Origin of the sequence: Mesorhizobium sp. KR9-304 (assembly GCF_040049215.1) — a bacterium.
Classification (GTDB): Bacteria; Pseudomonadota; Alphaproteobacteria; order Rhizobiales; family Rhizobiaceae; genus Mesorhizobium_K.
Window position 1 is genome coordinate 1757206 of record NZ_JBDZDN010000001.1, and the last position, 12745, is coordinate 1769950.

The 12745-nt window shown below is 56.9% G+C and carries 12 protein-coding genes and 1 tRNA gene; 5 read left to right on the forward strand and 8 right to left on the reverse strand.

Annotation, left to right across the window (positions count from 1 at the left end; translation table 11 throughout):
* Positions 1–39 precede the first annotated feature (39 nt).
* From ABLE71_RS08435 to ABLE71_RS08445, 3 genes are all read right to left on the reverse strand, one after another.
* On the reverse strand, positions 40–633 hold the full coding sequence (locus tag ABLE71_RS08435; protein ID WP_348782891.1) for a GNAT family protein: 594 nt from the start codon (positions 631–633) through the stop codon (positions 40–42).
* 123 nt (positions 634–756) lie between these two features.
* On the reverse strand, positions 757–1026 hold the full coding sequence (gene rpmA / locus ABLE71_RS08440) for a 50S ribosomal protein L27 (RefSeq protein WP_348782892.1): 270 nt from the start codon (positions 1024–1026) through the stop codon (positions 757–759).
* A gap of 25 nt (positions 1027–1051) precedes the next feature.
* The gene (locus tag ABLE71_RS08445; RefSeq protein ID WP_348782893.1) at positions 1052–1792 is read right to left on the reverse strand and encodes a 50S ribosomal protein L21; all 741 of its coding nucleotides are present in this window, start codon (positions 1790–1792) and stop codon (positions 1052–1054) included.
* Positions 1793–2235: 443 nt separating this feature from the next.
* Here ABLE71_RS08445 and ABLE71_RS08450 point away from each other — a divergent pair.
* A tRNA-Ser gene (locus ABLE71_RS08450) sits at positions 2236–2325 on the forward strand.
* A 153-nt stretch (positions 2326–2478) separates the two neighbouring features.
* Here ABLE71_RS08450 and ABLE71_RS08455 read toward each other — a convergent pair.
* Entirely contained in the window at positions 2479–3057 is a 579-nt protein-coding gene (locus ABLE71_RS08455; RefSeq protein WP_348782894.1) for a hypothetical protein, read from the reverse strand.
* Positions 3058–3318: 261 nt separating this feature from the next.
* Here ABLE71_RS08455 and ABLE71_RS08460 point away from each other — a divergent pair, with 261 nt between their 5' ends.
* From ABLE71_RS08460 to ABLE71_RS08475, 4 genes are read left to right on the forward strand one after another with little or no spacing between them, the layout of a single operon-like run.
* Positions 3319–4326 carry a site-specific DNA-methyltransferase gene (locus ABLE71_RS08460; protein ID WP_348782895.1) on the forward strand — a complete coding sequence of 336 codons (1008 nt, stop codon included), beginning with the start codon at positions 3319–3321 and terminating at the stop codon, positions 4324–4326.
* 14 nt (positions 4327–4340) lie between these two features.
* On the forward strand, positions 4341–5906 hold the full coding sequence (locus ABLE71_RS08465) for an ATP-binding protein (protein ID WP_348782896.1): 1566 nt from the start codon (positions 4341–4343) through the stop codon (positions 5904–5906).
* Positions 5907–5909: 3 nt separating this feature from the next.
* Complete coding sequence (locus ABLE71_RS08470; RefSeq protein ID WP_348782897.1) at positions 5910–7064, forward strand: DEAD/DEAH box helicase; 1155 nt, start codon at positions 5910–5912, stop codon at positions 7062–7064.
* Positions 7061–7849 carry a hypothetical protein gene (locus ABLE71_RS08475; RefSeq protein WP_348782898.1) on the forward strand — a complete coding sequence of 263 codons (789 nt, stop codon included), beginning with the start codon at positions 7061–7063 and terminating at the stop codon, positions 7847–7849. Before ABLE71_RS08470 ends, ABLE71_RS08475 begins: the two co-directional genes overlap by 4 nt.
* Positions 7850–7968: 119 nt before the next feature.
* Here the strand turns inward: ABLE71_RS08475 and ABLE71_RS08480 are convergent, their stop codons facing one another.
* The 4 genes from ABLE71_RS08480 to ABLE71_RS08495 all read right to left on the reverse strand — a co-directional run bounded on the left by ABLE71_RS08480 (position 7969) and on the right by ABLE71_RS08495 (position 12099).
* On the reverse strand, positions 7969–8763 hold the full coding sequence (locus ABLE71_RS08480; RefSeq protein WP_348782899.1) for a hypothetical protein: 795 nt from the start codon (positions 8761–8763) through the stop codon (positions 7969–7971).
* The gene (dgt, locus tag ABLE71_RS08485; protein ID WP_348782900.1) at positions 8753–10183 is read right to left on the reverse strand and encodes a dGTP triphosphohydrolase; all 1431 of its coding nucleotides are present in this window, start codon (positions 10181–10183) and stop codon (positions 8753–8755) included. The genes ABLE71_RS08480 and dgt overlap by 11 nt, the downstream gene beginning before the upstream one ends.
* A gap of 282 nt (positions 10184–10465) precedes the next feature.
* The gene (locus ABLE71_RS08490; protein ID WP_348782901.1) at positions 10466–11479 is read right to left on the reverse strand and encodes a site-specific integrase; all 1014 of its coding nucleotides are present in this window, start codon (positions 11477–11479) and stop codon (positions 10466–10468) included.
* A complete protein-coding gene (locus tag ABLE71_RS08495; protein WP_348782902.1) occupies positions 11476–12099 on the reverse strand; it encodes a hypothetical protein in 624 nt (207 codons plus the stop codon). The genes ABLE71_RS08490 and ABLE71_RS08495 overlap by 4 nt, the downstream gene beginning before the upstream one ends.
* Positions 12100–12745 lie beyond the last annotated feature (646 nt).

A 12745-nucleotide genomic window follows, 5' to 3' on the forward strand; every position in this document is an offset into this window, starting at 1 on the left:
CCGGACGGCCGGCGATCTTCAGCCGGCCGCCTGCGACGGTCATGACCAGTTCCTCAAGCTCTCCCAGGTCTTGCGGTCGAGGCGATAGCGCTCGACCGGCACCTGGCCGGCGACGATCGAGTTCATCATCCCCTGGCCGGCATACTGGAAGCCGCATTTGTGGATGACCCGCCGCGAGGCCGGGTTGATGACCCGCGCGGACACGTGCAGGACCGGGATGCCCGTGGCGCGGAAAGCGAGATCGACCAGCGCATGCGCAGCCTCGGTGGCGTAGCCCTGCCTCCAGTAAGGCTCGCCGATCCAGTAGCCGAGTTCCAGCCCGCGATCCTTGGCGTTCAACCCCGCGCAGCCGACGAACGTTCCCGTTTCGGGACCCGATCCGGCAAGCGTCAGGGCGTAGGTGGCGCCCGGCTGCCTGAGCTGGCACATGGCGATGAATGCGCGCGCTTCGGCCTCACCGTAGGGATGCGGCATGCGCGCCAGCATCTGCGCCACGTGCCTGTTGTCGGCGAGTTGCATAAGCGCGGGGATGTCGCCTTCATGCGGCGACCGCATCACCAGCCGCTGCGTGACCAGCACCGGCCGCTCGATGAACAGACTTTCGTCGTCGCTGTCGTCCTTGTCGGCAATCATGGCAGTCCCTCCAGGGTGAAAAAGAAAAAGGGGAGATGGCGACCCATCTCCCCTGATCCATTTCCTGGCTCTGCCAGACACCGGTTCCCGAGATGGGGCGCCGGTGTTTTAGTGCGGAACCGGCTACTCCGCGGCCTGGGTCGTCGGGTTTACCGACACGTAGGTACGGCCATTGGCTTTCTTGCGGAACGCGACGGCGCCGGACTCGAGCGCGAAAAGCGTATGATCCTTGCCCATGCCGACGTTGACGCCGGGATGCCAGGTCGTGCCGCGTTGACGAATGATGATGTTGCCGGGAATGACGGCTTCGCCGCCGAACTTCTTCACGCCAAGGCGCTTGGATTCGGAATCACGACCGTTGCGCGACGAACCGCCAGCTTTCTTGTGTGCCATGGTTGATCTCCTTCAGCCGCTCTTCTTACTCTGATTCCTTGCCGGCCGCAGCATCTTTGTCGACCTGCGCCCGAGGCGGCTTGCCCGCCAGCAATTCCTTGGCCTGCGCCACCCATTCCTCGCGCTCGATGCGGCCGCCGAGGCTGAGCTCTTCGTCGAGCTTGGCGACGTCCGCCTTCTTCAGCTTCGAGATAGACGCCAGCGTGCCGTAGCCCGCCTCGGTCAGCTTGCCCTTCAGCACCGGGCCGACGCCTGAGATCAGCGAGATGTCGTCGACGACATCGGGCTTCGCGGCCTTGGCCGCCTTCGCCTTGGGGGCCACGTCAGCGAAAGCCGCGACAGGAGCCGCCTCCGCTGCAGGAGCCTTTGCCTTCTTGGCCGGAGCGGGCGCTGCTTCCGCAGCCGCTTCCGCCTTGGCCGGCTTCGCGGCAGCCTTCTTCGAAGGCTTCGCTCCGCCGAGCAGGATCTCGTCGATGCGGACGGTCGTCTCGTACTGCCGGTGGCCGTGGCGGCGGCGCGAATTCTGGCGGCGGCGCTTCTTGAACGCGATGACCGTCTTCGCACGGCCCTGCGCGACAACTTCCGCCGTTACCAGCGCACCATCGACGAACGGCGCGCCGAACGTCACGGCATCGCCCTCGCCATGCGCCAGCACATAGCCGATTTCAACCATGTCGCCGACTTCGCCGGCGACCTTCTCGATCTTCAACACATCATTGGCGACGACGCGATATTGCTTGCCGCCCGTTTTGATGACTGCGAACATTTTTTGCCTTTCGCTGTTCGGTCGGCCTTCTGGAATGCTCGGAAGCATTCCGGCCGTCTTTTTGTCAGTCTGCGGGGTCTAACTCTTTGTTTTGTCGCAATCCCGGACGGAAAACCGGTTTCCACTTTTCCTGGAATTGCTCTAAAACACGACCGGCGCGGAGAGACCCCACGCCGGATGCGCGGGTTCCCTAACCGAAGGAAGCAATCGAGTCAAGGCAAGCGCCGGAATTCCGCCATCCGCGGGCATGCGGTGGCAACATCGACGGTATTCCTCGCTGGGCGTTTGAACGCGACATGAGGTGATCGACCGTTTTGCCGCCCGTCCTGGCGGGGCCACCGCTCGCCCGACATTCGACGACAAGCCGCATTTCCAGCGTGAATTGGCCTTGTAACCGCGAAGGTCCGCCGTTATCTAGTGCCCGCGCCGGAAACGGCGTCCGCGGAGAGGTGGCAGAGCGGTTGAATGCACCGCACTCGAAATGCGGCATGGGTGCAAGCCCATCGGGGGTTCGAATCCCCCCCTCTCCGCCAGCCGTCTTCGAATAAGGTAATAGGGTCATTGAGTTAGTCGGGCTTACGAGTAACCAGCCCCACATTTTGCCCCACGCGAGCCTCTGGCATATTTATGAAGTTCGTCCTGCGTGTGGCAAGAGTACACCGCGAAATGGTCAAATACCAACGGGCCTAATGCCAGAGGGCCGCCCAGGGTTTGACGTTGCTCCACCACTCTGCAGGTGTCGCGATGCGTATTGGAAGGTGGCGAAGCCGATCGCGTTTGGAGACAATCGTGCGCCGGTCGCAGGTGCAAAAAAAATCGCAACCTAGGCCGATTGCATTGCCTATGATCTCGCGATCTGAGGCGTCCGGCAAGACGGCCGTCGAGGGCGCGTCGATCATTCTTCTTCCCAAACTGATCGCATAGTCTATGTCATCGGAATCGCGGCTGACGATCTCCACGGCATAATCCATCAGGTTCTTCCGAACCGATCTGTCCTGGGTACCATCGATCTCGTCGAGCGTCTTTGCGGCCGCAACGATTTGCCAAGGTGCCCGTCCGCCGAGATGGCAAACATGCATCAAAGCTTCCACATCGTGGGCGCGAGTGCAGTCCGGCTCCTCTGGCAACGGGGCCTGCTCGAAAATCTGATCGCCGTATTTCACCATTAGATTGATGACGTTGGTATCGAGAAAGACGCGCCGTGGAATGGCTTCGAACGGGTAGCGCTCACAGTCGGCGCTATGCTCCGCTTGGCTGCGATACAATATCCATCTTCGGCGCCTCGCATCCCAATATTCGATCCCCATGTTTGATCTAAAGCCCTCGTCAACGATCGCACGGAATCACCGATCCTCACTGTCCACCATATCGTTTCAATCCCGGTCACAGCGCCGAAAAGTTTTAACAACCGAAGTTTAAGGGGGGGACCCCCGCTGGCTCGCAGACCGAATGTCGATAGTGTATGAAAAAACGATTCGTTAGAAGCATTCTGCGCGGCAAGAATACGATGCGGGGCCCACTTTCCGATGAAGAGTCTGAAAAAGAGGAAAGCGGGCTCCGATAGCGTCCCCGGTCAGCGCGATCCGAAAGTTACTGAAGCGTACAGGACTTCTGCGGGACGTATGCTTATCGGCCGGGTTGAGGACGCCCTCGAACACCCTGAATTGAAGACAGTTGTGGGCAAGGCGAATCTGATTTTTACGTCGCCGCCTTTTCCGCTCGTGAGGAAAAAGCGCTACGGCAATGAGACCGGCGAACAGTATTTGAAGTGGCTGGAGAGCCTTGCGCCCCGGCTGTCGGACCTTCTCGCTCCGGAAGGCTCCATTGTGATCGAGATAGGCAATTCGTGGGAACCCGGCGTCCCAGTGATGTCCACGCTCGGTCTCGAAGCGCTCTTGGCTTTCAAGCGGGCTGGTAACCTGCACTTGTGCCAGCAACTCATTTGTCACAATCCTGCCCGGCTCCCCAGCCCGGCACAGTGGGTCAACATAAATCGCGAGCGTCTGAAAGACTCCTTCACACATGTCTGGTGGATGTCGCGGGACCATCACCCCAAGGCGAACAACCGCCGCGTTCTGCTCCCCTACAGCGGTCATATGAAAGGTTTGCTGAAATCCAAGAAGTACAACTCTGGGGTTCGCCCTTCCGGGCATGTGATTTCGGCGTCAGGCTTTCTGACGGATCATGGCGGCGCGATAGCGCCCAACGTCCTCCGTATTTCAGAGGATGATGCGACCCTGCCAGAGTCTCTGCTCCAATTTTCGGGGACGTCGGCTGATCTCAAATATCGCGAATACTGTAAAACGCACGGGCATGAACTTCATCCTGCTCGCATGCAGATGGGATTGGCCAGTTTTTTCATCGAGTTTTTGACCGAGCCGGGCGATCTCATCCTCGACCCCTTTGGCGGGTCCAACACGACCGGTTATGCCGCCGAGTCATTGAAGCGTCGTTGGCTTTCTGTGGAAGCCAGCGCGGACTACGCCCTGGGCTCAAGGGGGCGTTTTATGGAGCAGGAAGAGAAGGCAGCTTAGTCTAGGGGGGAGAAATGCAGCCTGACGATTTTGGAGAGCTGACTATCGGCTCCGGCGCGATCAAGAACTACGCGCGGATGCCGTACACTATGTGGTTTGCGCTTGCCGAGTTTATCGACAACTCGACCCAATCGCGCCTGAATTATCCCGAACTGGTGGATGAAGCGCTGAAGCGGGAGGGCAATCCTCTCACAGTCGAGATAGAATATAACGTGACCAGACGTGAGCTGACGGTCACCGACAATTCCATCGGAATGTCGAAGGACGATTTGATCGCCGCGCTCAAGATCGCGCAGCCAACGAAAGACAGCAAGGGCCGGTCAAAGTACGGTATGGGCATGAAAACTGCTGCCTGCTGGATCGGTAACAAGTGGAAAATTGAAACAGCAGAACTGACCGGTGGTGAGGAGTGGACCGCCGACATCAATGTCGATCGTATAGCAGCCGGCGACAACAAGATTCCGCTGACCGTCAAAGGGGTGGGTCCCGATGAGCACTATACGAAAATCACGATAACGGACCTCAACCGCAATCTGCAGTCGCGCACGGACGAGACCATCAAGGCGTATCTGAGCTCAATCTATCGTTTCGATCTTCAGGCCGGACGCCTGAAGATCATCTATCGCGGCGAAGAGATACGGACGCCACCGGACGACAATTTCGATGTCGATATGGACGGCAACCCGATGAAGTTGCCTTTCGAGCACACGATAGGCGGTAAGAAAGTCAAAGGCTTTGTGGGCGTCCTCAAGCAGGGCGCGGGCGGGAGGAAGTTCGCAGGATTTTCGCTCTATCAGAACCAGCGGCAGATCAAAGGTTTTCCGACTGCTTGGAAGCCGAGCAACATCTTTGGCGGCATCAATGATGAGGGCGCGAACAATCTTGTCTCCCAACGCCTGATGGGCATTCTGGAGCTGGACCCGGCGTTTCACGTCTCTCACACCAAAGATGCGATCCTATATACCGGAAACGAGGAGGAGGAGCTCGAGGATTACCTTTTCGATCTCACGAAAGACTATCGTGAGTTCGCCAGTCGGAGACGAGGGGGAGATCGCGATCCCATCAAGCGCGAAAAATTCCGGGAGATGGTTGCCGACCTCAAGTCGGAGTTTGTCAACGACGAATTGAAGGACGTGATCAACACATCGGTGTTGCCTCCTCTGGAGACGATCCTTGCCAACAACGCGAAGCAGGCGGAAGGCGTCGTCGATGAGGAGAAAGTCGCGTCTTGGCAGATAACGGCCGACTTACGTGTCGATATCTGGATTCAAGACAAGAGCGAGAACGACCCATACGTGGTCAGCTATGCCGGCGCGGGCAAGGGGATCATTCATATTATTATCAACAGGATTCACCCGTACTACACGGCGCGCCCGACAGTCGAGGCGATCTACGAGTGCATCCGTCAGTACATCTACGACGCGGTCGCCGAATATCGGGTCGGGCAGATGATCAAAGTGACGCCTGATAGTGTCCGGCGAATGAAAGACTCGTTGCTCCGCGCTGACGCACACCGCATTGAGAACATCGATGCTCCGGGAACGACCGGCAACGCCGGCAGCGGCCCCGACCAGGCGTAGCATATGGTCCCGCTGCCGCTGCGAGACTGGCAAAAAGACGCCTTGGAGCTATGGAGAGAGGCGGGCAAAAGAGGAATCGTTGAAGTCGTTACCGGCGGCGGAAAAACGATATTCGCGCTGTCTTGCATTCGTGAGATCGAACTAGGCACAACTCTCGTCATCGTTCCAACCGTCGCGCTCCTGGACCAGTGGTGGGAGGAGGCGGCAGGCTTCTTCGACATCTCGTTGAATGACATTAATATCGTCACCGCGTCAGGGCGTATTCGGCCGGGCACAATCAATCTCGTGGTGCTGAACACGGCCGCCAAACTCGAACTGGCGCAACGCAAATTGCCGTACTTCCTGATAGTCGATGAGTGCCATAAAGCGGCGAGCCAGAAATTTAGAAGCGCGCTGGACGGCGAACCCGTCGCCACTCTCGGTTTGTCGGCCACGCCGGAGCGTCCGTACGACGAAGGTCTAAACGACGTTTTGATCCCGAAAATTGGGCCAATCATCTACCGCTACACGTACAAAGACGCATTGCGCGATAAGGTCATTGTGCCGTTCGATCTGAAGAACGTGGTGTTCGAACTGGAGCCTCACCGACAAGCGGAATACGAAAAGCTCACTAAGGCCGTTGGCCGAGCGATTGCCAGGAACGGGCTCGATGACGATCGAACGATCGTGCTTTTGCTGCGGCGAGCGCGCCTCGTCAATCTTAGCATGAACCGCATTCGCCTCGCGCTTCGTTTGGTGCTTGCCCACAAGGGCTCCCGCACGATCGTGTTCCACGAAGATATCGAGGCATGCGACGTAATCCAAGAGGTGCTGACCGAAGCTCGGATTCGCTCAGGGGTTTACCACTCAAAAATGAAAATCCGCCAGCGCGCCGAGACTTTGCTGGCATATCGTAAAGGTGAGATCGACGTTCTTATCACCTGCAGGGCCCTTGATGAGGGCTTCAATGTCCCTGAGACGGAAGTGGGGATCATCGCGGCGAGCACGGCGACGCGCCGTCAGCGCATCCAGCGGCTAGGCCGTGTCTTGCGGCCCGTAGCGGGAAAAGATCGTGCCGTGATTTATAGCCTGGTTGCCACTGAGCCTGAGATCAAACGACTTCGGCAAGAGGAAGTTGATCTGGAGAATGTCGCAGAAGTCACGTGGGGGCGCGCATGAGTACCATCGTCGTTGGGGACTGTGCACCGGAAAATCTTCTTGAGGTATGGGATGCGGATGCGGCGCGTGAAAGTGAATTTGAGTTCGTTGTCGCGAAAGCCTTGACTTGCATCTACCCCAATTACCATTGCTTTCCGTTCGCGGGCTCCTTCAAACTCGAAGATAACGTCTCTCGACCCGACATTGCCATGGTCGCGAAAGACATGTCGCACTGGTTCGTCATTGAAGTAGAGCTCATTTCGCATTCGCTTGATGCTCACGTTCTGCCTCAGATACGCGCCTTCCGGTACGGCGAACCTCAAGCGGATTGCATCAGCATTCTCTCCCGTGAACTTCAGCTAGATCGTGATCAAATAAGGACCTTCCTGATGGGCGTGCCCCGAACGGTTGCGGTCATTGCGAACAAGCGGCATCGCGATTGGGAGATTTCCTTCCGCTCGCTTGAAGTGCAACTGTTGACAGTGTCTGCGTTTAATTCACCCGCCGGCATTCAGGCCGTTGAAGTGGACGGACGCTTGATTGCGCAGCAGGAACATATCGGATTCGGCTACTACATGGCGACCGATCGGAGCTTACGCTTTCATCGCGGTGTTGGCCTACCGGACGGCGCGATCATGGTGGACGACTTCTTAGGAGCGGGCAGCATGTGGACCGTCACGCGCGACACATCTTACGCGTGGGTGACGCGGAACCAGGGCACGCCGGACATCGCTAACGGATCGCTAGTGCAGATGATCAGGGCATTCGGCGGCCGTTTTCTGATCAAGCAGTCGCCGGGTTACTGAGGAGAATCGCAGGTCACCAACGTCGGCCGCGAACCCAGGAACAGCACATCTTTCACGAACCTAAAGTGGACTCCGATAATAGGGTGTTATCGCGAGTTGGATCGTTCAACCGATAGCATTTACGGGCGTTCGCTCAGACATAATTGAAGCTGCCTCATCCTGGGGAGCTTGTTTTCCGTCCGCTTCATTAGCGTGAGAAAGTCACAACCATTCTTGGGGAACAGACCCTCCACCCAACCCAGGGACGGTTTGGCTGGATATGCCGCTCTATCTATCTGAACAATTTTCGACCACCCTACCTCGTCGATCTGCGCGGCAATGTACTTTACCAGCAACTCAGAAGCACGCATATCGAGTTCAAGCATCCTTCTCAGGGCTCGCACCGTAGCGCCGACAGGGTTTGGGTTGGGATAGAGGTTTATGTCGAGATAGCGTCTTTCCAAATCGTCTAACGTACCAGGCTTTGCATAGATTTTTCGGTCGCTCAGAAGATAGATTATAGCGTCAACGTTAAAGAAAGTGGTGTTCAAGACGTCCTCCAGATCATTCACCTTCTTGTACCCACTAGTGTGCGCCCATGAACACCTCAAGTCCCAGAAATCAATGTCTACGACCGGGGTCGAAACACGAAATCCCCCAAATTTGTTTGGTGTTGCACCACGCCTTTCAACTAGGCTCTGAAATTTTTCGGGCTTGGTCACTTCCACCACGAAATCAAGATCAGACTGGAAGCGCTTTATGGGGGCATAGCGTAGCTCACGCAGAGCTCCTCCTATGAGCGCTACACGGCCTACTTCTTCCAATTCGTCCAATACTTCAGCGGCAAATCGTTGTCCCGCTACGACCTTTTCGCTGCGCAGCAACTGCCACGCTTGCTGGGCTAGTCGTCTGCGGATTTTTGTTTCAGGCACCATCGTGCACCTCTCTAAACATTGCAAAGAGGTCAATGGCAAAATTCTCTGTCATGCCCGAAACCATATCGGTCAATAGAAGCAGTTGGTGGTACCGCGCATTGATGGGTGTGGGATCGGTTCCCAGCTCAGCCTCGAATGAGGCAACGTAGTTTCTGGAGATATGACTGTAGACAAATTGTCCAAATGGCGTGGGCTCGGGAGCTTTCACTGCTAAGCGAACCTCGCGCCTTTTTTTCCTATCCAAACTGCATTCTTCAATGGCCCGCCAAAAATAGCTCATCAAGCCTTGCAGCAAAGTGTCCCCTTCGAGTTCCAGCTTTTTAACGCTCGGCGCGTTGTAGGCATGCTCGCGGGCAAAGCTTTTCAGAGCTTTGCATAAGGGCGAGCAGGTAGCAGCATCTAGCAAACCATGAGGGAAATCTCCGCTCAAAATCCGGTCCCTTTCGCGAAGGAACGCATCTGCCACAGAGTTCATCATATGATGGATGGTGAAGGTTCTATAGTACTGGGAGCCGATTTCGTTGACATCAGCCGTTGGCCTCTGTTCCGTTCGGAGCTCATTCACCTTGCCTCCAACGCCCTTTGCGATATCTGCGAACATGGGGCCAGCGCTCTCAATCGCAACTAGCAGGTCGTTTATGGAAACCAGTCCCTTCTTAATCGCGTCTTCGATATCGATGACCGAATAAGCGATGTCGTCACAAGCCTCCATTAGGTAGGCCAATGCGTGACGTTTGCCGGAAACGAGGCCCACGGAAGCTAGAATTTTTTCGGCATTTGCCTGGTCTGCCGAAAAGTAGCCAAACTTCTTTAGCGCAGGATGACACTCTTTTTTCTCGCTTCGACCTATGGATGGCACCGTATATTTCATTAATGCCGCCAAAGAAGCGAACGTTAGATCAAGGCCAAAACTTCCCTTGGCTACTTGCAGGCGCGTGAGGAGCCTTAGCGCTTGAGCGTTCCCCTCCCAAGAGCGGAAATCCTGCTTTTGCTGCTCACTCAATTCTCCTCCATCTGCCAAAAACAAGTCAGGTCTGGTCTTGAACCATCTTTGGATCGACGCCTCCCCCTGGTGTCCAAAAGGTGGGTTTCCTAGGTCATGCGCTAGCCCTACCGATGCAGCAATCACCGGAACTTGGTCTTGCGCGATGTTGGGTCCAAACGCTCCGGCGTTCTTTCGGAGAAGTTGGGTGGCCAAAGAACGGCACAGATTGGAAACTTCATGCGAGTGGGTAAGTCTGGTTCGGACGCTGTCGTTCTTTTCTAACGGGAAAACTTGTGTTTTGTCGGCCAAGCGGCGAACAGGCGCCGAAAACAGGATGCGGTCATAGTCGCGTTCGTACTCAGTGCGGTCATCCGGCTCCCGTTTCGGAGAGGTGACCCCAGCAGAGAACCGATTAGGGTTGAAAAGGCTAAGCATATTTCAATCGCCTGCGAGGGGAACGAAAAGAGCACAAGGCATTAACAACTGCAACGGCCTTCGTCGATGCAATCTGAACCATCCAGGGTTTATCGGAGCCTCCTACTCCTGAGAAGGTGGAGCCATGAAAAGCACGAGATAGCCTCGTGACTTAAACGAAACGGCCTGCGGCAAACCCGGGGCGGTTCTGAAGCGCCATCCCGATACAACGGCCAGCGCGAGATGAGGTCTGGCGACCGTACGGGCGCACTCAAAGTTCCTCCTGTGTCCGTTCGAGTTCGCTTAGAGAACAGTCGAAACAGCGTTGTTTGTGAACATGTCGCCGTCTCGAATGTATCGAGCGAGCATCGCATCGGAAGCGTGTCCGGTCTGAGCTCTGATTTTGAATGTCGATGCACCTGCGATAGCCGCACTGGTTGCGAAACCAGCGCGAAGGCTGTGGCCAGAGTACAACGCCGGATCGAAGCCTGCTGCCTCGGCTCGACCCTTCACGACGATGGACACCGCCTCACCCGAGAGACTTTGATCGGCGACATGGCCATGGCGGTTAATGCCGCGAAAGATGGGGCCGTTTTCGATCACAGCGTGGCTGAGCCAATCGGTAAGGTGTCGCACTGGACACCACCGTGTGCGCCCGAATGGGATGCCTATCTTCCGCCCCTGCCCTTCCTGATCGGTCTTCGATCTACGGAGCGTGACCACCATGCCCTGGCGGACGTGCTCGATGTCGGCGACGACAAGGCCGACGAGTTCCGACCTGCGGAATGCGCCGGCAAAACCAACCAACAATAGTGCTTTGTCCCGACGGTCTAAGGGGCGATCTCCCATGCGTTCCAGGATTGAGAACAAATCATCGCGGACGATAGGCTTCGCTTGCCGTTGGGCTGTACCTACCGACCGCCTGATGCCGCGCATGGTGGCACGCACTAGCTCATGCCTGGTGGGGTCAACTGCCTCCATCGCGAGATGCGCCTTGGAGATTGCCACGAGACGTCGCTGGATCGTCGCAGCTGCGTGGATGCCTGCACTCTCTGCCAGATATTCCGCAACAAGATACGGGGTCGATGGGACAATGCGCCCGGTGCTTTCGTAGTGGGCTAGATCAGCCCTGTAGGCACGTTTAGTGCTGTCGGTGAGTGATTGGTTGATCAGGTTCCTGACAGCATCTGGCGAGCCCAGAACGGGCGAAGATTTGCATTCCACCGATCTCGTGTCGGTGGGAGGCCAGCCCAAAGTCCTATCTTTGCAATTGATTGCACGCGACCTCGCGACCGCTTGGCCGTTCCACATCGTCATGCTCGACCTCCTACTGCCTCAATCCGGCATTGAAGAAGCAGGTCGAGATTGTCGCCAAATATCGCCAGAACGTCCGTGACCAGGTTTGCAGGAAACCCGGAGTATGTGAGATGAGCAACCTCGGCCTCGCCTAGGATTGTCCCGGAGCCGGGATAGGAAATCCTGCGATCCACGAGGTGCCCTTCCGCCCTGAACACGATGTGCCCGACGAGATCGGCGTGTGCTTTTATGGGCAGGTGGCGCTGCATCATCTGACGCAGAGCCGTGCACCGATCTGTAAATAGGGAAAGCGCCCGCCTTCCCAGGCGGCAGTGTCCGTCGAATGCGAACTCCGGCCAGCCGCCGATCAGGAAGGGTTGGGGAACCGCCGTCGGCGCTATTGTCACCGGACCGGCGCTTGACGCCAGCCAGATGAGCGGGATTGTCAGCGGATGGCCCTCTTGCGTGCGTGTCGATGCGAGGCGAGCTACCTCAAGTACGTCCTCGGGGATGCCTAACTGTCGGTAAACATCGAGAAGCGTCGCGAAAGAGCCTGCAACCTGCGGAAAGGCATAGGCAGGGAACCGCTTTGTCCCGGCCAAGAGCCATGCCGCCAGCGTCCGCTCGACGAGATGCCGCATTGGGTCGGCCACTACGTCGCAAAGCTGGTGCTGATTGAGATCAAGGAAGGCCGACCGTTGCCCAGTCCATCGGGGATGCAAATCGGCAGCGACTAGGAGCTCACAAGCATCCCGGCATTTGGGAGCTGCGCAGAGATCGGCAACCAGTCGTGCTGCTACGACTTGGTCTCCACCTTGCTCGGCCCGCCATGTTTTACGTGTCGAGGCTAGTAACACAGATCGCACGGTTTCCAGATCGCCGATACCTATGTCCTCTAGTGCTATGACGACCAGCCTTCGCCAAAAGCGGTCTGGTTGGACGGACAGAAGGTAACTTGCCGCCATCAGTGCTCCGGAGACGTGTCCTCGACGGATCGTCTTTTGAAGGGAAGATGTGGCTACGTATGCGTCGTCCAGAAGCCCCGCTTGGTTTGGCCGAATGACTTCAAGGTATTTATTATCCAAATGCACGATCACTCCTCCTTGGTTATAGGAGCAAGAGTATCGCGTGGCCACGCTACGTCATTGTTTTTGCTATAATTTCTACAAGGTTTTGCCAGACGACGGACGGTAGCGGGAAAGATGCGCGCAGCGAACCCCGTTTGCTGGCGTCCATCTTTCGGTGACGATGGCTCCTAACGAAAGGCGTGCGCTTCTTGATTAGCAG